At 67.5% G+C, this 21,665-nt stretch carries 16 protein-coding genes; 6 read left to right on the forward strand and 10 right to left on the reverse strand.

Going from position 1 to position 21,665, the window contains the following annotated elements; genetic code table 11:
- Positions 1–37: 37 nt before the first annotated feature.
- Genes HNP02_RS00475 through HNP02_RS00495 form a run of 5 tightly spaced genes read left to right on the forward strand, consistent with a single transcriptional unit; the run spans position 38 to position 6,194 of the window.
- On the forward strand, positions 38–1,501 hold the full coding sequence (locus HNP02_RS00475) for a cytochrome ubiquinol oxidase subunit I (RefSeq protein WP_184432937.1): 1,464 nt from the start codon (positions 38–40) through the stop codon (positions 1,499–1,501).
- Between the two features lie 11 nt (positions 1,502–1,512).
- Positions 1,513–2,553 (forward strand): cytochrome d ubiquinol oxidase subunit II, encoded by a 1,041-nt coding sequence (gene cydB, locus HNP02_RS00480; RefSeq protein WP_184432941.1) that lies wholly within the window; start codon positions 1,513–1,515, stop codon positions 2,551–2,553.
- A 23-nt stretch (positions 2,554–2,576) separates the two neighbouring features.
- On the forward strand, positions 2,577–4,205 hold the full coding sequence (gene cydD / locus HNP02_RS00485; protein WP_184434834.1) for a thiol reductant ABC exporter subunit CydD: 1,629 nt from the start codon (positions 2,577–2,579) through the stop codon (positions 4,203–4,205).
- Positions 4,198–5,727, forward strand: coding sequence for an ATP-binding cassette domain-containing protein (locus HNP02_RS00490; RefSeq protein ID WP_184432957.1), 1,530 nt, complete (start codon positions 4,198–4,200; stop codon positions 5,725–5,727). Before cydD ends, HNP02_RS00490 begins: the two co-directional genes overlap by 8 nt.
- Positions 5,724–6,194, forward strand: coding sequence for a DUF4190 domain-containing protein (locus HNP02_RS00495; protein WP_184432961.1), 471 nt, complete (start codon positions 5,724–5,726; stop codon positions 6,192–6,194). Before HNP02_RS00490 ends, HNP02_RS00495 begins: the two co-directional genes overlap by 4 nt.
- 4 nt (positions 6,195–6,198) lie before the next feature.
- Here the strand turns inward: HNP02_RS00495 and HNP02_RS00500 are convergent, their stop codons facing one another.
- The 6 genes from HNP02_RS00500 to HNP02_RS00525 form a co-directional block, all read right to left on the reverse strand.
- Positions 6,199–7,107: an acyl-CoA thioesterase II gene (locus tag HNP02_RS00500; RefSeq protein ID WP_184432964.1), complete on the reverse strand. Its 909-nt coding sequence runs from the start codon at positions 7,105–7,107 to the stop codon at positions 6,199–6,201.
- A 10-nt stretch (positions 7,108–7,117) separates the two neighbouring features.
- Positions 7,118–8,536 (reverse strand): pyruvate kinase, encoded by a 1,419-nt coding sequence (gene pyk / locus HNP02_RS00505; RefSeq protein WP_184432966.1) that lies wholly within the window; start codon positions 8,534–8,536, stop codon positions 7,118–7,120.
- Positions 8,537–8,574: 38 nt separating this feature from the next.
- A complete protein-coding gene (locus tag HNP02_RS00510) occupies positions 8,575–10,077 on the reverse strand; it encodes a glutamate synthase subunit beta (protein WP_184432969.1) in 1,503 nt (500 codons plus the stop codon).
- Entirely contained in the window at positions 10,070–14,638 is a 4,569-nt protein-coding gene (gene gltB / locus HNP02_RS00515; protein WP_184432972.1) for a glutamate synthase large subunit, read from the reverse strand. Before gltB ends, HNP02_RS00510 begins: the two co-directional genes overlap by 8 nt.
- Positions 14,639–14,719: 81 nt before the next feature.
- Positions 14,720–15,133 carry a DUF2752 domain-containing protein gene (locus tag HNP02_RS00520; protein ID WP_184432974.1) on the reverse strand — a complete coding sequence of 138 codons (414 nt, stop codon included), beginning with the start codon at positions 15,131–15,133 and terminating at the stop codon, positions 14,720–14,722.
- Positions 15,123–15,548 carry an NINE protein gene (locus HNP02_RS00525; protein ID WP_184432977.1) on the reverse strand — a complete coding sequence of 142 codons (426 nt, stop codon included), beginning with the start codon at positions 15,546–15,548 and terminating at the stop codon, positions 15,123–15,125. Before HNP02_RS00525 ends, HNP02_RS00520 begins: the two co-directional genes overlap by 11 nt.
- A gap of 334 nt (positions 15,549–15,882) precedes the next feature.
- Between HNP02_RS00525 and HNP02_RS00530 the strand changes: the two genes are divergently transcribed.
- Positions 15,883–16,305, forward strand: coding sequence for an Ltp family lipoprotein (locus HNP02_RS00530; protein ID WP_184432980.1), 423 nt, complete (start codon positions 15,883–15,885; stop codon positions 16,303–16,305).
- Between the two features lie 178 nt (positions 16,306–16,483).
- Here HNP02_RS00530 and lgt read toward each other — a convergent pair whose 3' ends face one another.
- From lgt to trpC, 4 genes are read right to left on the reverse strand one after another with little or no spacing between them, the layout of a single operon-like run.
- Entirely contained in the window at positions 16,484–18,697 is a 2,214-nt protein-coding gene (gene lgt / locus HNP02_RS00535; RefSeq protein ID WP_184432983.1) for a prolipoprotein diacylglyceryl transferase, read from the reverse strand.
- Positions 18,694–19,488: a tryptophan synthase subunit alpha gene (gene trpA / locus HNP02_RS00540; RefSeq protein WP_184432986.1), complete on the reverse strand. Its 795-nt coding sequence runs from the start codon at positions 19,486–19,488 to the stop codon at positions 18,694–18,696. The genes lgt and trpA overlap by 4 nt, the downstream gene beginning before the upstream one ends.
- Positions 19,485–20,753, reverse strand: a complete 1,269-nt coding sequence (gene trpB / locus HNP02_RS00545; RefSeq protein WP_184432989.1) for a tryptophan synthase subunit beta — start codon at positions 20,751–20,753, stop codon at positions 19,485–19,487. The genes trpA and trpB overlap by 4 nt, the downstream gene beginning before the upstream one ends.
- Before the next feature lie 4 nt (positions 20,754–20,757).
- Positions 20,758–21,576, reverse strand: a complete 819-nt coding sequence (trpC, locus tag HNP02_RS00550; RefSeq protein ID WP_184432991.1) for an indole-3-glycerol phosphate synthase TrpC — start codon at positions 21,574–21,576, stop codon at positions 20,758–20,760.
- Positions 21,577–21,665 lie beyond the last annotated feature (89 nt).

Genomic DNA, 21,665 nt, shown 5'->3' on the forward strand with positions numbered 1-21,665 from the left:
GTCGTAGACAAGAGCCGCAGCTCGGGAGATGGTGCACATGGACCCGCTCGACGTGTCACGGTGGCAGTTCGGCATCACCACCGTCTACCACTTCATATTCGTCCCGCTGACCATCGGCCTTGCACCGTTGATCGCCGTCATGCAGACCGTGTGGGTGATCACCGACAACCCCGCGTGGTACCGGCTCACCCGATTCTTCGGCAAGCTCTTCCTGATCAACTTCGCCCTCGGCGTGGCCACCGGCATCGTGCAGGAATTCCAGTTCGGCATGAACTGGAGCGAGTACTCGCGTTTCGTCGGCGACGTCTTCGGGGCTCCCCTCGCGATGGAGGGTCTGGTCGCGTTCTTCTTCGAGTCGACGTTCCTCGGGCTGTGGATCTTCGGGTGGACGCGCCTGCCCCGGCTGGTGCACCTGGCGTGCATCTGGGTCGTCGCCGTCGCGGTGAACATGTCGGCGTTCTTCATCATCGCCGCGAACTCGTGGATGCAGCACCCCGTCGGTGCCCGATACAACCCGGAAACCGGTCGCGCGGAACTGACTAGCATCGTGGCGTTGTTCACCAACAACACTGCGACGGCGGCCTTCTCGCACGCGGTGACGGGAGCCTTCCTGACCGCGGGCACGTTCGTCGCAGGGGTCTGCGCGTGGTGGCTGGTGCGAGCCCGCGACGGTGCCGGTACAAGCGACGATGAAGCACGCACGATGTACCGTCCCGCGACCATCTTGGGCTGCCTCGTCGCATTGGCGGCTGCCGCCGGCCTCGGGCTCACAGGCGACGCCCAGGGCAAGCTGATGTTCCAGCAGCAGCCGATGAAGATGGCCAGCGCGGAGTCGCTGTGCCACACCGAAACCGATCCCGACTTCTCGGTCCTGACCATCGGGACGCACAACAACTGCGACAGCGTCACCCACCTCATCGAAGTGCCCTACGTGCTTCCCTTCCTGGCCGAGGGAAGGTTCGACGGGGTCAAGCTCGACGGTGTCAAGGACCTTCAAGAGCAGTACCAGACCAAGTTCGGGCCCGGCGACTACCGACCCAACCTCTTCGTCACCTACTGGGCATTCCGCGCGATGATCGGATTCCTCGCCGTCCCAGGCTTGTTCGCGGTCGTCGCACTGTGGCTTACCCGGCGCGGCCGTATCCCCGACCAGCGTTGGTTCGCCTGGTTCGCCCTCCTCGTACTACCAACGCCGTTCCTGGCCAACAGCGCCGGATGGGTGTTCACCGAGATGGGCAGGCAGCCGTGGGTGGTGGTGCCAAACCCGACCGGGGATCAGATGATCCGACTGACCGTCGACCAGGGTGTGTCAGGACATTCGGCCGGTCTGGTGTTGACGTCGCTGATCACGTTCACCGCCCTCTATGCGGGTCTGGCGGTGGTCTGGTTCTGGCTGCTCCGCCGGTACGTGGTCGAGGGGCCACTGGAACACGACTCCGAACCCGCACCCCCGAAACCGCCGGGCGACGACGAAATCGCGCCCATGTCGTTCGCGTACTGAGGAGCAGTCCCATGGCACTGCACGACTTCTGGTTCATCGCCCTGGCGGGGCTGTTCGTCGGCTTCTTCGTGCTCGAGGGCTTCGACTTCGGCATCGGCATGTTGATGAAGCCCTTCGGCCGCGTCGCCACGGGTGACCGCGAACAGCACCAGCGCGCCGCCCTCAACACGATCGGCCCGGTGTGGGACGGCAACGAGGTATGGCTGATCACGGCGGCCGGTGCGATGTTCGCGGCGTTCCCAGGGATGTACGCCACCCTCTTATCTGGGTTGTACCTGCCGTTGCTGGCGATCCTGGTGTCGATGATCATGCGCATCTGCGCGATCGAATGGCGCGGCAAGATCGACGACCCACGCTGGCGGCAATGGGCCGACCTCGGCATCGCCATCGGCTCCTGGGTGCCCGCCGTGCTCTGGGGCGTCGTCTTCGCCGCGCTGGTGCGCGGCCTTCCGGTCAACGCAGACAAGCAGATTCATCTCTCCTTCACCGACGTGTTCAACCCGTACACGCTGCTCGGTGGATTGGCCACCGCGGGCCTCTTCGCGTTCCACGGGGCATTGTTCGCCCGGCTGAAGACCGAAGGCGCCGTGCGTGACGACGCGACCCGATTCGCCGCCAGGCTCGCCTTGCCGGTGACCGCGGCGGTAGCAGCGTTCGGGGTGTGGACCCAACTAGCTCACGGCAACGACTGGACCTGGCTGATCCTCGGCTTCGCGATCGTCTCCCAGCTGACGGCCGTCATGCTGGTGTTGAGCAAGGGCGGCGACGGCTGGGCGTTCACGTGCACGGCGTGGACGGTCGCGGCCGTGGTGATCCTGCTGTTCGCGGTGCTGTACCCGAATCTGGTTCCGTCCACGCTGAATCCGGACTGGAGCCTCACCGTCCAGAACGCGTCCTCGACGCCGTACACGCTGAAGATCATGAGCTGGGCGGCGCTGATCTTCGCCCCGCTCGTCATCATGTATCAGGCGTGGACGTATTGGGTGTTCCGGCAACGCATCTCGGCGGACCGGATTCCCGCCCCGATCGGGCTGTCGCGGCGACCGACGTGAACCGGCTGCACGCCTCGAGCGCGATGCGGCGGCATCTGGCCGCGTCGGTGTGCTGTGGCGTGGTGATCACCGGATGCGCCATCGCCTCCGCCGTGCTGCTGGCGCACGTGATCTCGGGCGTCATCACCGACCCCGCTTCGCGCACGGTGTCGCACTGGTCGGGTGCGCTGTGGATCCTGTTGACGCTCTGGCTCGTTCGCGCGGCTGCCCAGTGGTTGCAGGCCCGGCTGAGCCAGCGGGGCGCGACGGCCGTGATCGCCGAGTTCAACGAGCGGGTGCTGACCACTGTCTGCGCACTGCCCCCGCCCCAACTCGCCGCGTTTCGGGACCAGGCCGCCGTCCTTGCCACCCGTGGCCTCGACGGTCTGCGGCCGTACTTCACCCGCTATCTGCCCGCGGTGATCCTGGCCGGGCTCCTCACTCCTGCCGCGGTGGTGGTGATGGCCTGCTACGACCTGCGGTCGGCGGTGATCGTGTTGATCGCGCTGCCGCTGGTCCCACTCTTCATGGTGCTGATCGGCCTGGTCACCGCCGAACGGTCGGCGGCCTCGCTGGCGGCGATGACCACGCTGCAGTCCCGACTGCTCGACCTCATCGCAGGCATCCCGACCCTGCGGGCGCTCGGGCGGGCCGACGGACCCGCACACCGGATTGCCGAACTCGCTGCCGCACATCGCCGTTCCACGATGGCGACGCTACGGATCACCTTCCTCTCCGCACTAGTGCTGGAACTACTCGCCACCCTCGGCGTCGCCCTGGTCGCGGTCAGCGTCGGGCTCCGACTGGTGTTCGGCGAGGTGGAACTGTCCACCGCATTGACCGCGCTGCTACTGGCACCCGAGGTGTTCTGGCCGCTGCGACGCGTCGGTACGGAGTTCCACGCGGCGCAGGACGGGAAGACGGCCGCGGAGAAGGCATTCGGAATGCTCGACGTCGCACCCGGTCCGATCGGCGGGACGTTGCCGGTGGCCACCGAGGCGAGCGAAGCGACGGGAAGTAAAACAGCAGGTTCGTCGATCCGGCTCGAAGAAGTCACCGTCGACGGCCGCGACGGTGCTGCGCCGCATCGTTTGACCGCCGACGTCGAGCCCGGTTCGATTACCGTGCTGACCGGCCCAAACGGTGCGGGCAAGAGCACCACACTTCAGGTGATCCTCGGGTTGACCCGGCCGACGTCGGGGCGGGTACTGATCGCCGGAGTGGACGTCGCGGACCTCGACCTGCGGGCCTGGTGGGCGAAGGTGGCGTGGCTGACCCAACGTCCGGCCCTGGTGCCAGGCACACTGCGCGAGAACCTCGAGCTGTTCGGTGCGATCGACGATCTCGACGATGCTTGCCGCACAGCAGGTTTCGACGCCGTGCTGGCAACCCTCCCCTCCGGGTTGGACACCGTGATCGGCCGCGGTGGTGAAGGCCTGTCCCTCGGTCAGCGCCAACGACTCGGCATCGCGCGCGTCCTCGGCTCGCGGGCTCCCGTACTGCTCCTCGATGAACCGACGTCGCACCTGGACGCCGAGCTGGAGGATCGGGTACTGCGCGCCATCGTCGAACGGGCGCGAGCAGGAGCGACCGTGGTGCTCGTCGGCCACCGCGAGAGGGTGACCGCCATCGGTGACCGCGTGGTGCACGTCGGGGGTGAAGTCCTTGTCTAGCGATTCACCGCTTCTCGCCGCCATCGCCCTGCTCCGCCCGCGCTGGACGCGCCTCGCGCTGGCCGTCACGCTCGGGGCACTCGCGCTCGGCAGCGCGCTCGCACTGGCCGGGGTTTCTGCGTGGCTGATCACGCGGGCATGGCAGATGCCGCCCGTGCTCGACCTGACCGTCGCCGTGGTGGCGGTCCGCGCGCTCGGCATCTCGCGCGGCGTGCTCGGCTACTGCGAGCGGCTCGCGTCGCACGACACCGCACTGCGCGCCGCCGGCGCCGCGCGCACGCAGTTGTACCGCAGGCTGGTCGACGCTCCCGCGGAGACGGCGCCGCGCCTGCACAGCGGAGAACTGGTGTCACGGGTCGGTTCCTCGGTCGACGAACTGGCCGACGTGCTCGTCCGCGCGGTCCTGCCGATCGCCGTCGCCGCAGTGTTGTCGTCGGCCGCCGCCGCGGTCATCGCCGTCATCTCCCCCGCCGCGGCCGCCGTCCTCGCCGGATGCCTCCTTCTCGCGGCCGTCTTCGCGCCGTGGCTGGCTGCACGCGCGGCCAAGGCAACCGAAGTGGCTGCGGTCGAACATCATTCGGCACGAGACACCGCGGCGATGCTGGCCCTCGAGCACGCGCCGGAACTTCGGGTGGGCGGCCGCCTCGACGACGTAATCGCCGAGTCCACGCGGCAACAGCACGTGTGGGGTGGCGCCGCCGACCGGGCAGCGGCTCCCGCGGCGTTCGCCGCCGCGGTGCCGACGCTTGCGCTCGGCGCGAGCGTGCTCGGAGCGCTGATCGCGGGAATCTCGTTGGCCCCCTTGGTGGCCCCGACCACTCTGGCCATCCTGATGCTGCTTCCGCTGTCGGCGTTCGAGGCGACCACGGCGCTGCCCGCAGCGGCCACCCAACTGACCCGCGCCCGCATCGCCATCCGCCGCCTTGTCGAGATCACCGAGCCCGACCCGACTCGACGCCAACGACCGGTGGTATCGCCCGTCGAGGTCCGACCGGGTGACCGGCTGGCCGTGATCGGTCCCAGCGGCTGCGGAAAGACCACGCTGTTGATGGCGGTCGCCTCCGATCGGGGAGCCTCCGATCGGGAAGCGGGTTTCTTCGCCGAGGACGCGCACCTCTTCGACACCACGGTGCGCGACAACCTCCTGGTTGCGCGCGGTGACGCCACCGACGCCGAGCTGAGCTCTGCACTGGCGCGCGTCGGCCTCCAGCCGTGGCTGGACGGCCTGCCCAAGGGGCTGTCCACCGTCCTGCAAGGCGGCGCTGCGGCTGTGTCGGCAGGTCAGCGCAGGCGGCTGCTGCTGGCGCGGGCACTCGTCTCGTCGTTCGCGATCGTGCTGCTCGACGAGCCGACCGAACACCTCGACGCCTCCGACGGCGAGCGCATCCTGACCGACTTGCTCACGCCAGGCGCGCTGTTCCCTGCCGACCGTGCCGTCGTGGTCGCGACCCATCACCTGCCCGACGGCATTTCGTGCCAGGTCCTGTCATTGCGCCCCGACGAGTACTCTCGGCAGACATGACCGGGTATCCCGGCGGATATCCTCCTCCGCCGCAACAGCCGTACTCGCAACAGCCCTACTACGGCGGCTACCAACCGCCGCCCGTTGGGCCGAAGAACGGCCTCGGCATCTTCGCACTCGTCACCGCCATCATCGGCCTGGTGTTCTGCTGGACGGTGGTCGGCGGCGTCGTACTCGGCGTGCTCGCGGCGATCCTCGGGATCGTCGGCTACGGCAGGGCGAAGCGCGGGCAGGCCACCAACACGGGCGTCGCCATCGCCGGAATCGTCCTCGGCGCGCTCTCCGTGATCGTGTCGCTCGCGTTCATCCCGATCTGGATGGGCGTGTTCTCCGAAGTCGGCGGTACCGACTACATGGACTGCGTTGCCCACGCCGGCTCGGACCCGAAAGCCGTTGAGGGGTGCGTGAACCAGCTCCAAGATCGCATGGAGAACCAGTTCAGCATCACCGTCACGCCGACGCCCTAGCGCGTCAGGTGCCGGATCCAGATCCAGGGAAGTACTTGACGATTCCCTCCTGAACCACCGTGGCCAGCACGCGCCCGGATTCGTCGAAGAAGTGCCCGGTGCCGAGTCCCCGCGAGTCGGCGGCGACCGGCGACGACGTCGAGTAGAGCACCCACTCGTCGAACCGAATGGGCCGGTGGAACCACACCGAGTGGTTCATGCTGACCGCAAAGATGCGGTCGAAACCCCACGACAGACCGTGCGTGGTGATGATCGAGTCGAGCACGGTGGTATCCGACGAGTACACCAACGCCGCGGTGTGCATCAGCGGGTCGTCGGGCATCGGACCGTCGGCCTTCAGCCACACCCGGTTGTGGGGCAGCCGCTCCCCCTTGTCCCGCATGACCCAGGCCGGGTCGTTGGTGTAGCGCCATTCGATCGGTCGCAGCGCGCTGACGAAGTGCGGCACCGTCTCCTCGTAGCCACGCAGCAGCTCGTCGATCGTCGGCAAGCCGTGCGGGGCAGCGACATTCGGGGCATCGACGTCGTGCTCGAGACCGCGTCCACCCGACAAGTGCGAGACCAACGCCGAGCCCAACAACACGCCGTCCTGCGTCACGTCGACGCGCCGGTTGGCGAACCGACGTTCGTCGCGCAGCCGCACGACGTGAAACTCCAGGTCCTTGGCCGGATCACCGCCGGCGATGAAGTGCATCGACAGCGCGCTGGGTGGCAGGTCGTGCCGCAGTGTCCGGCTTGCCGCGACGAACGCCTGCGCCATCATCTGGCCACCGAACGTCCTTGGCGGGTTCCTGCTCGGATGGCCGCCGGTGAACGTGTCGTCGTCGACCCGGCGGAGGTCGAGTACTGCCAGCAACTCGTTGAGGTCTGCATTCGATGCTCTTCGCGCAAGCGGCTCATCGCCGGCAGACACAGGGGCTCTCCTAGTGGTCGTCCTCGCCGATCCGGTGCACGTGGATCATGTTGGTCGAGCCTACTGTGCCGGGAGGGGCGCCTGCGACGATGACCACCAGGTCACCGCGCTTGTAGCGGCCGAGCTCCAGCAGCGACACGTCAACCTGACGGATCATCCCGTCGGTGGTTTGGATGTGCGGCACGATGAACGTCTCGGTACCCCAGGTCAGCGCGAGCTGGCTGCGGACCTCGGGCAACGGCGTGAACGCCAGCAACGGCAGCGGGGTGTGCAGCCGGGCCAACCGGCGCAGCGTGTCGCCGGACTGCGTGAACGCCACCAGCGCCTTGGCATCCAGTCGTTCACCGATGTCGCGGGCGGCGTAGGAGATGACGCCCCGCTTGGTGCGCGGCACGTGGGTCAGCGGCGGCGCCGAAGTGGAGTTGTCCTCGACGGCGGTGATGATGCGGGCCATCGTGCTGACGGCCTCCAGCGGGTACTTGCCCACCGACGTCTCGCCGGAGAGCATTACCGCATCTGCGCCGTCGAGCACCGCATTGGCGACGTCGGATGCCTCGGCGCGGGTGGGCCGCGAATTCTCGATCATCGACTCGAGCATCTGGGTGGCCACGATGACGGGTTTGGCGTTCTCCCTTGCCATCTGGATGACCCGCTTCTGAACCAGCGGGACCTCCTCGAGTGGCAGTTCGACGCCAAGGTCACCGCGGGCGACCATGATGGCGTCGAATGCCAGCACGATGGCCTCGAGGTTGTCGATGGCCTCGGGCTTCTCCAGCTTGGCGATGACGGGCACCCGCCTGCCGACCCGGTCCATCACCTCGTGGACCAACTCCATGTCGGCCGGCGACCGCACGAACGACAGGGCGACCAGGTCGACGCCGAGGCGCAACGCGAACTCGAGGTCCTCGACGTCCTTCTCCGAAAGGGCGGGTGCCGACACGTTCATGCCGGGCAGCGACATGCCCTTGTTGTTGCTGACCTTGCCGCCCTCGGTGACCGAGCAGACGACGTCGTTGCCGTCGATGTGCTCGACGACGAGCCCGATGTTGCCGTCGTCGACGAGCACCCGGTCGCCGGGAGTGGCGTCCTGGGCCAACCGCTTGTACGTCGTCGACACGCGATCGTGCGTGCCCTCGCACTCCTCGACGGTGATCCGCACCGTCTCGCCGGCCGCCCAGACCGTCGGGCCGTCGGCGAAGCGGCCGAGTCGGATCTTCGGGCCCTGGAGGTCGGCCATGATGCCGACGGCGCGGCCGGTAACGTCCGATGCGGCACGCACCAGCTTGTAATTGGATTCGTGGTCGGCGTAGTCGCCATGGCTGAAGTTGAGTCTCGCGACGTCCATGCCCGCCTCGACCAGGGCCTTCACCATTTCATCGGTGGAGGTGGCGGGGCCAAGGGTACAGACGATCTTTCCGCGTCTAGTCACGGCAACTCAGCATAGTCGTAATCGATTCAGACGACGATTCAGACGACGGCCAGTGGGAGGGCGCCCGGCTTCACCGGCTCGGGCAGATCCGAGTCACCCATCAAGAAACTGTCGACGGCGTGGGCGGCGCTGCGACCCTCCGCGATGGCCCACACGATCAACGAAGCGCCCCTGTGCGCGTCACCGCAGACGAACACTCCAGGAGCGTCGGTCTGCCAGTCGGAACCGCACGCCAACGCTCCCCTTCCGTTGAGGGTCAGCCCGAGGCCGCCGAGCAGCGCCATGTGCTCGACGCCCTCGAAACCGATCGCTAGAAGTGCCAGTTCGCAGGGGATTTCGATGGTGTCGCCGACCGGTGTGATGTACCGACGGCCCTGTGCGTCGCGCTCCACCTTCACTTCGGCGATCTCCATCGCCAGCAGGTTGCCCTTCTCGTCGCCGCGGAACCGCTGAACCGCGACCTCGTAGCGGCGCGCGCCACCCTCGGCGTGGGCGGGTGAGGTCCGCAGCACCATCGGCCACGTCGGCCACGGCGAGCGGGTCTCGTCGCGCTGCCCGGGAGGCTCCGCGTTGTAGTCGAGTTGTGTGACCGACTTCGCACCCTGCCGGTGCGCGGTGCCGAGGCAATCGGCTCCCGTGTCCCCGCCGCCGATGATCACGACGTGCTTGTCCTTGGCCGATAGCGGGGAGGCGCCGTCCCCCTCGCACTCCTTGTTGGCGGCCACCAGGTGGTCCATCGCCAGGTGCACGCCTGCCAGGTCGCGCCCTTCGACGTCGTTGTCGCGGGCACGCAGCGCTCCGACGGCGAGCACCACCGCGTCGTGCTGTGCGTGTAGCGCCTCGATGCTCAGGTCCACGCCGACCTCGCAGTCGGTGACGAATCGCGTGCCCTCGGCGCGCATCTGGGCAAGGCGCTGGTTCAGGGTGGACTTCTCCAGCTTGTACTCGGGGATGCCGTAGCGCATCAGGCCGCCGAGGCGATCGTCGCGCTCGTAGACCGTGACGTCGTGGCCGGCGCGGGTGAGCTGCTGAGCGGCGGCAAGTCCCGCAGGCCCGGAGCCCACCACGGCGACGCTCTTGCCCGTGGAGATGGCGGCAGGCTGGGGTTCGATGATGCCGTACATCCAGCCATGGTCGACGATCGCCTGTTCGATTCGCTTGATCGTGACGGCGCCGCCGGTCTGCTCGTCGGCGATGGACAGCACGCACGCCGCCTCGCACGGCGCCGGACACAGCCGGCCGGTGAACTCGGGGAAGTTGTTGGTGGCGTGCAGCCGGTCGCTCGCGGCGTCCCACCGCCCGCGCCGCACCAGATCGTTCCACTCTGGGATGAGGTTCCCCAGCGGACAGCCTGCGGTTCCGGAGTGGCAGAAGGGGATTCCGCAGTCCATGCAGCGGCGTGCCTGCTGTGACACCTCGCCGGCTCGTTCGTTGGGATCCTGTCGTTCGTAGACCTCGCGCCAATCGCCGACGCGTTCGTCGACGGGACGCTTGGCCGCCTCGATCTTGGCGACCTTCAAGAATCCGGTCGGGTCAGCCACGGCTCGCCTCCATGATCGCGGTGTCCACGTCGCGCCCCTCGGCCTTCGCCATCCGGGTGGCCTGCAGTACCCGCTGATAGTCGGTGGGCATGATCTTGGTGAATTGCCCACTGCGCCTTGGCCAGTCGGACAACAACGATCTGGCCAACGTGCTGCCGGTAAGGTTGGAGTGCCTCGCGACGACCTCGTGCAGCCACACCAGATCCTCCGGTTCGAGCCGCTGCAGTTCGACCATCTCGGTGTTGACCATGGCCGGGTCGAGGCCGAGCACGAACGCGATGCCACCCGACATGCCCGCAGCCATGTTGCGGCCCGTCTTGCCGAGCACGACGACCCGCCCGCCGGTCATGTACTCACAGGCGTGGTCGCCGACGCCCTCGACGACGGCCAGCGCGCCGGAGTTGCGGGCGCAGAACCGTTCGCCGACCCGCCCCCGCAGGAACACCTCGCCGGAGGTGGCCCCGAAGACCAGGGTGTTGCCCGCGATCACGTTGTCCTCCGGAAGGAAGAGCACGTCGTCGTCCGGTCTGACGATCACCCGCCCTCCCGAGAGTCCCTTGCCGACATAGTCATTGGCGTCACCGATGAGGTCCAGCGTGATGCCGGGCGGCAGGAACGCGCCGAGCGACTGGCCCGCGGAGCCCGTCAGCGTGACGTGGATGGTGTCGTCGAGCAGGCCCTGACCCCCGTACCTGCGCGTGACCTCGGCGCCCAGCAGAGTTCCTACGGTGCGGTTGACGTTGCGTACCGGCAGTTCCAGCCGCACCGGACGGGCGTCCTCGAGGGCTCCCTCGGCCAGCGCAATGAGGGTCTGGTCGAGTGCGTGCTCGAGGGCGTGGTCCTGGTCGCGCAACTTCCGCCGCTGGGTGAGCGGCGCGCCGTGCGCGTCCCTGGGGATCGCGAAGATGGGCGTCAGGTCCAGCCCGCGGCTCTTCCAGTGCGCGACGCCTGGCGCGGTGTCGAGCACGTCGACGCGCCCGACGGCCTCATCGATGCTGCGGAAGCCCAACTCCGCCAAATACTTCCGGACGTCTTCGGCAATGAACCGGAAGAAGTTCTCGACGAACTCCGGCTTGCCGTTGAACCGCGCCCGCAGCTCGGGGTTCTGAGTCGCCACACCGACCGGGCAGGTGTCGAGGTGGCATACCCGCATCATGATGCAGCCGGCCACCACCAGCGGCGCCGTCGCGAAGCCGTACTCCTCGGCACCGAGCAATGCCGCGACGACGACGTCGCGCGCCGTGCGCATGCCGCCGTCGCACTGCACCGTGATCCGGTCCCGAAGACCGTTGAGCACCAACGTCTGCTGGGTGTCGGCGAGCCCGATCTCCCACGGCGCGCCCGCGTGCTTCAAGGACGTCAGAGGCGCCGCACCGGTTCCGCCGTCGTAACCCGAGATCAGCACCACGTCGGCGTGCGCCTTGGACACGCCCGCCGCGACGGTCCCGACTCCGACGGAGCTGACCAGCTTGACGTGGATCCGCGCCTCCGAGTTGGCGTTCTTGAGGTCGTGGATCAGCTGCGCCAAGTCCTCGATCGAGTAGATGTCGTGGTGCGGCGGCGGTGATATCAGCCCGACCCCAGGGGTGGAGTGCCGCGTCTTGGCGATGTTCGGGTACACCTTGTAGCCGGGCAGCTGGCCACCCTCGCCGGGCTTGGCGCCCTGGGCCATCTTGATCTGGATGTCGGTGGCGTTGACCAGGTAGTCGCTGGTGACGCCGAACCGTCCCGACGCCACCTGCTTGACCGCACTACGCCTGCGTGGGTCGTAGAGGCGGTCGACATCCTCGCCGCCCTCCCCCGAGTTCGAGCGGCCGCCGAGCGCGTTCATGGCGATCGCCATGGTCTCGTGCGCCTCGGCGGAGATCGAGCCGTAACTCATTGCGCCGGTGTTGAACCGGGTGAGGATGGCATCGACCGATTCCACCTCGTCCAACGAGACGGGCGGGCGCACACCGGTCTTCAATTCGAAGAGCCCCCGCAACGCACCGCCGTCGCGGGTCAGCCGGTTCACCTCGTCGGAGTACTGCTCGAAGACGTCGTGACGGCCGGTACGCGTCGAATGCTGCAGCAGGAAGACCACTTCCGGGGTGAACAGGTGAAGTTCGCCCTCCCGCCGGAAGGCGTACTCACCGCCGACCTCGAGCCTGCGGTGTACGCGCTCGGTCGGGTTCTCCGGATAGGCCCTGCGGTGCCGCAGCTTGACCTCCTCTGCAAGCACGTCGAGGCCGACACCGCCAAGTTGGGTTGGTGTGCCTGCGAAGTACTCGTCGACGACGTCACGGTCGATCCCGATGGCCTCGAATGCCTGGGCGCCGGTGTAGGAGGCGACGGTCGAGATGCCCATCTTGCTCATGACCTTCATCACGCCCTTGCCGAGCGCCTTGAGGTAGTTGCGCACGGCAGCGGACGGCTCGATACCGGTCAGCTCGCCCTCCCTGACCAGGTCCTCGATGGACTCGAAGGCCAGATAGGGGTTCACGGCGGCGGCTCCGAAGCCGATCAGCATCGCAATGTGGTGCACCTCGCGTGCGTCACCGCTCTCCACCACCAGCCCGACGGTGGTGCGCTCCTTGGTGCGGACCAGGTGGTGGTGCACCGCCGAGACCGCGAGCAGCGACGGGATCGGTGCCTTGGTGTGATCGGAGTCGCGGTCGGAGATGACCAGCGTCCGTGCGCCTTTCGCGATCGCCTCGCAGGCCCGGACACGCAGATCGTCCAATGCCTCGCCCAAGCCCTCGCCGCCCCGTTCGACGTCGTAGAGCGCGCGTAGCACCGTGGTCTTGAGCCCGGGCTGTTCGCCGTCGTCGTTGATGTGGACGATCTTGTTCAGTTCGTCGTTGTCGAGCACCGGCCACGCCAACTTGATCTGCCGACAGGACGCGGCGGACGGTTCGAGCAGGTTGTGCTCCGGCCCCATCACCCGGGCCATCGACGTCACGACCGCCTCGCGGATCGCGTCCAGGGGTGGGTTGGTGACCTGGGCGAAGAGCTCGACGAAGTAGTCGTAGAGCAGTCGCGACCGTTGCGAGAGCACGGCCGTCGGGGTGTCGGTTCCCATGGAGCCCAACGGCTCCGCGCCCGAGGCGGCCATGGGGGTGAGCAGGATGCGGAGCTCCTCCTCGGTGTAGCCGAAGGAAATCTGCCTGCGCACCACCGAGTCGTGGTTGGGCTGCACCCGAACCCGGTCGGGAAGCGTCTTGAGATCCAGAAGGCCCGAATGCAGCCATTCGTCGTAGGGCTCGGCCTCGGCCAGCTCGTCCTTGATCTCGTCGTCGGTCACGATCCGGCCCGCGGCAGTGTCGATGAGGAACATCTTTCCCGGCTCGAGGCGACCCTTCGCCACGATCTCGGCCGATGGCACGTCCAGCACGCCACTCTCGCTGGCGAGGATGATCCGGTCGTCGATGGTGCGCCACCAGCGTCCTGGCCGTAAACCGTTGCGATCCAGGACGGCTCCGACGACGGTACCGTCGGTGAAGGTGACGCAGGCAGGCCCGTCCCATGGCTCCATCAGGGAGGCGTGAAACTGCCAGAACGCGCGGCGCGCCGGGTCCATCGTGGCGTTGTTCTCCCACGCCTCGGGGATCATCATCAGCACTGCGTGGGGAAGGCTCCGGCCGCCGAGGTGCAACAGTTCGAGCACCTGGTCGAAGGCGGTGGAGTCCGACGACCCCGGCGGACAGACCGGTGACAGCCGGCTCAGGTCGCCAGGGATGCGGGTGCTGGCCAGCATCGCCTCGCGGGCGTGCATCCGGTTGCGGTTGCCGCGGACGGTGTTGATCTCGCCGTTGTGGGCGACGAAGCGGAACGGGTGGGCCAGCGGCCATGACGGAAAGGTGTTGGTGGAGAAGCGACTATGCACGATCGCGATGGCGCTCTTGCAGCGTTCGTCGCGAAGGTCCTGGAAGAAGCGCGGCAGTTGCATCGTCGTCAGCATGCCCTTGTAGGCCATGGTCCGGCTGGACAGTGACGGGAAGTACACCTGCGATTCCTCTGGGGCTGCCTCGGCGCGCTTGCGCAGCGGGTACACCCTGCGGTCGAGGTCGATGCCTGCCGGCCGGTGACCGTTGTGTTCCGGTGCGGCGACGAACAATTGGGTCATGTGAGGCATGCAGCCGAGTGCGGTCATCCCGATCTCGGCCCCGTCGGGGTCGATGGGCACCTCACGCCAGCCGAGCACCTCGAGGCCCTCCTCGGCGGCGATGCCCTCGACGCTCGCACGGGCCACGGCGCGTGCAACGGGATCGCTTGGAAAGAAACAGATTCCGGCCGCGAACGTGTTCTCGCCGTCGGGCGAGGGTTGAGGCAAGTCGAAGTCGACGACCTCGCGCAGCAGGTCGACGGGAAGCTGCAGCAGAATGCCAGCGCCGTCACCGCTATTGGGTTCGGCGCCCGCTGCCCCGCGATGTTCGAGGTGCTCCAGCGCCGTCAGTCCGTCGGCAACGATGGCGTGCGAACGGCGGCCCTGGATGTCGGTGATCATGGCGACGCCGCACGAGTCTGACTCGCGCTCGGGGTCGTATAGACCCTGCGCATCGGGCAATGCCGAGAACAGCATTGGTATACCTCCGCAGTCCGGAAACTTTCTTCCTGGGACTGCACCGGCCCGAAGTTCGAGTGTATCAGCGGAGTTGTGGCACTACCCGCCGATGAGCGTCGGGACCAGCGGGAACCCCGGCCAGTTGCGCACGACGGTCCAGGCCAGCGCCAACACGCCGATCGTCACCGTCGCGGGGATCGGCATCAGGCGTAGGCCGCGTCGCCACCGCAGCAGAAGCCAGATCGCCAGCAGCGGGAGTCCGATCGTGAGGAACACGTTGTCGACCACTGCGGCTCCGATGTCACCGTGGAGCAGGTCGTGCGTCATCCGAAGACCGCCGCACGCCGGGCAATTCCAGCCGGTCAGCAGTTTGAAGGGACATCCGGGGAACAGGAATCCGGCCCGGTGCGGATCGCTCAGGCCGACGTAGGCCAGCCCGCCGACGAACACCGCGCCGGTACCGAGTGTGCCCAGCAACGGACCGCGGGCGTTGCTGGTGGCGCTAGGTTCCATCGCGGAGCGGACGGTTCTGCGGATCCCGGACCTTGTCGCCGAGGATCATGACGGCGTCGATGATGCCCCAGATGATCGCACCGATCCCGCAGGTGAAGAGACCGACCAGTAGCTGGGCGACGCCGAGGCCGGTGTAGCCGAGGTAGATGCGCCCGATGCCCACCAGGCCGAACAGTCCGAGCAGCTGCAGCAGGCCCGCGACCACCTTGGACTTCTCCGACAGCGGCTCTCCCGTGAGGGGATGGCGACCGTACGGCGCCGACGGGTCGTAGTACGCCCCCACGGGTGGTGGCGGGTACTGCGGTTGATACTGCGGCGGGAACGGGGGCGGCGCATATCCCGGTGGTGGCTGCTGGGGTGGCGGGGGCGCAGACGGTGTCCAGTCTTCTCTGCCCCCGAACTGCGGTTCCGTCATGCCATTCAGCATGCCAGACCCTCCGGCTGGTCAGAAGGGTGGAGATTCATCGTACCGGGCGTGCACCGACCACGGGCGCAGTCTTTCGAGGGCGAGGCGTTCAGAGCATTGCGCCGACGTTCAGCGGCGGCGGCCCGCGGACGTTGCCGCCTCGGCATCGTCACGCTGCGCATCGGATGCGGCTCAGGTGGCCTGACGATCGCCGGGTCACCTCGCCGGACGTCGCTGGAACCTGCGGGCGTAGTCGGGGCGGAATCGCCAACTACCTCCCGCTGACAGCTACCTTTCAGATAACCCATCGACTGTTGCCAGCAAAGCGCTACATTCCTGAACCATGGACAAGAAACATGTCATTGCGCTCGCCACAACCGTGCTCCTGGCGATCAGCGTTGTCCCGGTGGGTGAAGCACGGGCAGATACGTTCCAACCCGGGCTATCTCTCAGCCCGCTGAGTCAGCTACCCCTCAGTCCGGTGAGTCAACAGAACGCCGTGCGCACCGCAGAGGACTACCTCGACGTTAGTGCCTTCTCCCGTCAGGGGCTCATCGACCAATTGGAATACAGCGACTTCTCAACGGAAGATGCAACATACGCCGTCGACCACATCACCGTTAACTGGAATGAGCAGGCGGCGAAGGCCGCAAAGGATTACCTCGACGTCTCAGGCTTCTCCCGTGGCGGACTCATCGACCAGCTCGTATATTCCGGATTCACCGCAGCGCAGGCGGAGTATGGAGTGGCCGCCACCGGGCTCTAGTCCGACGGTCAATCCGTGTTTTCGCTGCCAGCCAGCCATTGAACGGCCGTCGGGCGCAGCTGCAAGCTGGATGAGCGCCCTTGTGCGGGGCCCGACGTGATCGCCATGGCGACGGTGTCTCATCGGGACACGATGAACAGGTCGTCCATCACACCTATAAATGAAATTGCCGACGGCCTCAGCCGCGACGTCTCCACCATCGTCCACGCGGCGGTTCAGCGACGGGCTGAACGGCGGGCTCGGGCTCAGCGGCGATCTCTTCAGCCACGGCTTCGGCCGCCTCGGCACCCTCAACCGCAGCCTCGTGCACCTCAGGCGCGTCCTGCTCAGCAGCCACGACCTCATCACCCTCGACCGAGCTCAACCCCTCCTCGGGCTCAGCTGCGTCGGCAGGGTCAGATCCATCGGACTCGGGCTCGGCGGCGTCTGCAGGCTCCGACTCGGCGACCGCCGGATCGGGTTCGTCGGCTGGCTCTGGATCAGACTCAGCAGACTCGCTTTCGGCGGCAACGTCCGCAGCCACGGCTTCGGCCTCCTCGGCACCTTCAACCGCAGCCTCGTGCACCTCGGGCGCGTCCTGTTCTGCAGCCACGACCTCGTCACCCTCGACCGAGCCCAGCCCCTCCTCGGGCTCGGGCTCGCCGGCGGACTTGGCTTCGGTGAACTCGGCAGACTCTCCGTCCGCGGCAGACTCGGCCTCTGTGTCCTCAGAGACCTCCGCGGGCTCGGTTTCAGCGGGCTCAGCCTCGGCGGCGACCTCTTCAGCCACGGCCTCGGCCTGCTCTGCACCCTCAACCGCAGCCTCGTGCACCTCGGGCGCGTCCTGCTGCGCCTCAACCACCTCGTCACCTTCGACCGAACCCGAACCCTCTTCCGGTTCAGGCTCGGTGGCGACGGGCGCGGCCTCGGTGTCGGCAGCCTCGGTCACGGCGTCGGGCTCTGGCTCGGCGTCGGACTTCACCTCAGCGAGCTCGGGGGACTCGGCAGGCTCAGCGTCGGGTTCGGGTTCAGCCTCGACGGCCTCGGGCTCGTTTTCGGCTTCGTCGGGCTCGTCTTCGTCTTCGGCTTCGTCGGGCTCGCTGCCTTCGGACTCAATCGCTTCCTCAGCGGCCTCGACCGACTCCGCTTCGGCGTCCTCTCCCGCAGCGGCTGCTTCCGATTCGTCGCCTTCCTCGGGCTCGTCCTCTTGCTCGGCGGCGAGTTCCTCAGCCTGCTCGGACATCGGCCCCGACTCGGAGCCAATCGGCACGGCACCTTCGATGTCGACCTCGTCTTCGGCATCGTCGGCCTCGGGATCTTCATCCGCCTCCGCAAGCGCGTCGGAGTCCTCGGACTCAGACTCGTCCACGTCCTCGACCGCCGCCGCCACGGTGGCAGGCTCGGCGTCACCCCCGGCGGCCGACTCCGGCACCGCGTCCTCGCGCTTGTCCTCCGCACCCGCCACCGTCGCCGCGGCGACCACGCCACTGGTGGCAGCGACGGCGACCAACTCCTCGCCGATCTCGTCGAGCAGCGACTCCTCGTCGATGTCGTTGCCCTTGAGCGTCACGGGATCTTCTCGACCCTTTGGCGCCACCATGATGTAGACGACCGCCGCGATGAACACGAACGTCGAGGTGAACGTGTTGATCCGGATCCCGGCGATGTGGGTGGCCATGTCGCTACGCATCAACTCGACCCAGAACCTGCCGACGCAGTACCCCGCGACGTACAGCGCGAACAGCCGGCCGTGGCCGATCTTGAAGCGCCGGTCGACGTAGATCAGCACCGCGAAAATCAGCAGGTTCCACAGCAATTCGTACAGGAACGTCGGGTGGACCACTTCGACGAGCTGCCCTGTCGATACGCCGTTGAGCGAGTCGAGGACCCCGGCGGAGTTGCGCCGTTCGTAGATCTCCAGACCCCACGGCAGCGTCGTCGCACGCCCATAGAGTTCCTGGTTGAAGTAGTTGCCGAGGCGGCCGATCGCCTGCGCCAGCACGATTCCGGGAGCGATCGCGTCGCCGAAGGCGGGCAGCGGGATGCCGCGGCTACGGCATCCGATCCACGCGCCGACGCCACCGAGTGCCACCGCACCCCAGATGCCGAGGCCGCCGTCCCAGATCCGAAGGGCCGCGCCGAATCCCGCGCCGTCGTCGCCGAAGTACGTCCGCCAGTCGGTCATGACGTGGTAGAGCCGGCCGCCGATCAGGCCGAACGGAACGGCCCACAGCGCGATGTCGTAGATGACGCCGGCCTGACCGCCACGGGCGACCCAACGACGGTCGCCGACGATCAGTGCGGCGACGATGCCGACGATGATGCAGAGCGCATATGCCCGCAGCGGCACCGGACCGAGATGCCACACACCCTGGGCCGGGCTCGGGATGTAGGCGAGTACCGATGTCGTCACGCTGTAATCCTCTGTCGCACTCCGTCGGCCAGTTCTTCGGTCAATGCCCGCACGGCGGGGATGCCCTCACTCAACGCCGACACCAGCGCCGATCCGACGATGACTCCGTCGGCGTAGGCACCGATCTGCGCGGCCTGTGCACGCGAACGCACCCCAAGCCCGACTCCGACGGGAATGTCGGAGACCGCCTTGACCCGCGCAACCAGTTCGGGCGCGGCATCGGACACCGCATCGCGAGCACCCGTCACGCCCATCGTCGACGCGGCGTAGACGAACCCGCGCGATGCCGCCACCGTGGTGGCAAGCCGCTCTGGGGTGGACGACGGCGCAACCAGGAAGATCCGATCCAGGCCGTGGGCGTCGGATACCCGAATCCACTCGTCGGCCTCGTCGACGATCAGGTCGGGGGTGATCAGGCCGAGGCCGCCGGCAGCCGCCAGATCACGCGCGAACGCGTCGACACCCCACCGCAGGACGGGGTTCCAGTAGGTCATCACCACGGCACGACCACCGGCATTGCTGATCGCCTCGACCGCAGTCAACGCGTCGCGGACCCGCACACCACCCTGCAGTGCGACGTTCGTTGCCGCCGCGATGGTCGGCCCATCCATTCCGGGGTCTGAATAGGCGATGCCGACTTCGATGATGTCGCAACCGGATTCGACCATGGCCGTCATCGCCGAGATCGACGTCGGGACGTCCGGGTACCCCGTTGGCAGGTAGCCGATCAGCGCCGAACGGTTCTCTGCGCGGCACGTTTCGAAAAGTCCGGCCAACCGGCTGGTCGTCATTCTGGCGTCCCCTCGCCGTCGAACAGGCCGAACCACTTCGCCGCCGTCTCGACGTCCTTGTCACCGCGGCCCGACAGGTTCACCAGGATGATCGATCCCGGGCCGAGCTCGACACCGAGCTTGAGTGCGCCGGCCACCGCGTGCGCGGACTCGATGGCCGGGATGATGCCCTCGGTCCGAGACAGCAGCGACAACGCGTCCATCGCCTCGGTGTCGGTGATCGGCCGATAATCGGCGCGACCGATATCCTTCAGGTAGGCATGCTCGGGCCCGACACCTGGATAGTCCAAACCCGCTGAGATCGAATGCGATTCGATGGTCTGGCCGTCCTCGTCCTGCAGCAGGTAGGAGAACGAGCCCTGGAAGGCGCCTGGCGAACCACCGGTGAACGTCGCGGCGTGCCTGCCCGTCTCCACCCCGTCGCCCGCGGCCTCGTAGCCGATCAGCCGGACACCCGGGTCGTCGATGAAGGCATGGAACACGCCGATCGCGTTCGACCCCCCGCCGACGCAGGCGGTGACCGCATCGGGCAGGCGATGCGCCTGCTCTTGAATCTGCACCCGCGCCTCGAGGCCGATGACGCGTTGAAAGTCACGCACCATGGCCGGGAACGGATGCGGGCCTGCCGCGGTACCGAAGCAGTAGTAGGTGTCGTCCGCGTGGGCGACCCAGTCGCGGAAGGTCTCGTTGATGGCATCCTTGAGCGTCTTCGAGCCGGACTCGACGGACACCACCTCGGCGCCGAGCAGCCGCATCCTGGCCACGTTCAGCGCCTGCCGAGCGGTGTCGACGGCACCCATGTAGACCACGCACTCGATGCCGAGCAACGCGCAGGCGGTCGCCGTCGCCACCCCGTGCTGACCGGCACCGGTCTCGGCGATGATGCGAGTCTTGCCCATCTGCTGAGCGAGCAAGGCCTGCCCGAGGACGTTGTTGATCTTGTGGGAACCGGTGTGGTTCAGGTCTTCTCGCTTGAGGAACAGTCGCGCTCCCCCGGCATGCTCACTGAGCCGGGTGGCCTCGTAGAGCGGCGACGGCCTGCCGGTGTAGTGCCGCTGCAGGCGGTCCAGCTCATCGAGGAAGGTCTGGTCGGCCCGCGCCTTTTCGTAGGCGGCGGTGACTTCTTCGATCACCGCCATCAACGCCTCGGGGACCAGTCGTCCGCCGTAGGCGCCGAAGTAACCCTTGGCGTCCGGGTCGTGGGCAGTGGGTTCGGCGACGGCTGCGCTGGAACGCGGCAGCTCGGGACCGGCGAGATCGGCCACTATCTCAGCGGGAGGGTTTCGGGCAGGACGGATGCGTGCCTGCGGTGACCAGGTCGGCAACGGCACTGCGCGGATCGCCGCTGGTGACCAAGCCCTCACCGACGAGCACGGCGTCAGCACCCGCACCCGCGTAGGCGAGCAGATCGGCGGTGCCCCGGATACCGGACTCGGCAATCCGGATGACGTTGGACGGCAGCCCGGGAGCAATCCGTGCGAAGCAGTCGCGATCCACGTTCAAAGTCTTGAGATCCCTTGCGTTGACGCCGATCACACGCGCACCGGCCTGCAGGGCGCGGTCGGCCTCTTCCTCGGTGTGCACCTCGACGAGCGCGGTCATACCCAGCGACTCGGTGCGATCGATCATGGACACCAAAGCCGATTGCTCGAGTGCGGCGACGATGAGCAACAGCATGTCGGCGCCGTGCGCCCGCGCCTCGTGGATCTGGTAGGGCCCGACGATGAAGTCCTTGCGCAGCACCGGAATCGACACGGCGGCGCGGACGGCGTCGAGGTCGTCGAGCGATCCGTTGAAGCGGCGCTGTTCGGTGAGCACGCTGATCACCCGGGCGCCGCCGTCCTGGTAGGCACGGGCCAGCTTCGCCGGATCGGAGATCGTCGCCAGCTCACCCCGCGAAGGGCTGGCCCGCTTGACCTCAGCGATGACACCGATGCCGGGTTCCTTGAGCGCGGCAAGTACGTCCAGCGGCGCGGCTGCGTCCTTGGCCTTCGCCTTGACCTCGTCCAAGCTCACGGCAGCCTCGCGGACGGCGACGTCGGCACGGACTCCCTCGATGATGGAGTCGAGGACGGTGGCCGAACTCATGAGCCGTGGATGTCCTTCCGAGCCGTACCTGGGCGTCCGGGCGATCCCGGATTGTCTGCATCGAAGGGTAGTCGCGTGCACCGCACCCC

It is taken from the genome of Mycobacterium sp. AZCC_0083 (assembly GCF_014202335.1).
Classification (GTDB): domain Bacteria; phylum Actinomycetota; class Actinomycetes; order Mycobacteriales; family Mycobacteriaceae; genus Mycobacterium.

What these genes read in the sequence shown, in the direction of transcription:
- HNP02_RS00475 (WP_184432937.1), top strand. Translation starts at nt 38, where the DNA reads ATGGACCCGCTCGACGTGTCACGGTGGCAGTTCGGCATCACCACCGTC.
- cydB (WP_184432941.1), top strand. Translation starts at nt 1,513, where the DNA reads ATGGCACTGCACGACTTCTGGTTCATCGCCCTGGCGGGGCTGTTCGTC.
- cydD (WP_184434834.1), top strand. Translation starts at nt 2,577, where the DNA reads ATGCGGCGGCATCTGGCCGCGTCGGTGTGCTGTGGCGTGGTGATCACC.
- HNP02_RS00495 (WP_184432961.1), top strand. Translation starts at nt 5,724, where the DNA reads ATGACCGGGTATCCCGGCGGATATCCTCCTCCGCCGCAACAGCCGTAC.
- gltB (WP_184432972.1), bottom strand. Translation starts at nt 14,638, where the DNA reads ATGCTGTTCTCGGCATTGCCCGATGCGCAGGGTCTATACGACCCCGAG.
- HNP02_RS00520 (WP_184432974.1), bottom strand. Translation starts at nt 15,133, where the DNA reads ATGGAACCTAGCGCCACCAGCAACGCCCGCGGTCCGTTGCTGGGCACA.
- HNP02_RS00525 (WP_184432977.1), bottom strand. Translation starts at nt 15,548, where the DNA reads ATGACGGAACCGCAGTTCGGGGGCAGAGAAGACTGGACACCGTCTGCG.
- HNP02_RS00530 (WP_184432980.1), top strand. Translation starts at nt 15,883, where the DNA reads ATGGACAAGAAACATGTCATTGCGCTCGCCACAACCGTGCTCCTGGCG.
- trpA (WP_184432986.1), bottom strand. Translation starts at nt 19,488, where the DNA reads ATGACGACCAGCCGGTTGGCCGGACTTTTCGAAACGTGCCGCGCAGAG.
- trpC (WP_184432991.1), bottom strand. Translation starts at nt 21,576, where the DNA reads ATGAGTTCGGCCACCGTCCTCGACTCCATCATCGAGGGAGTCCGTGCC.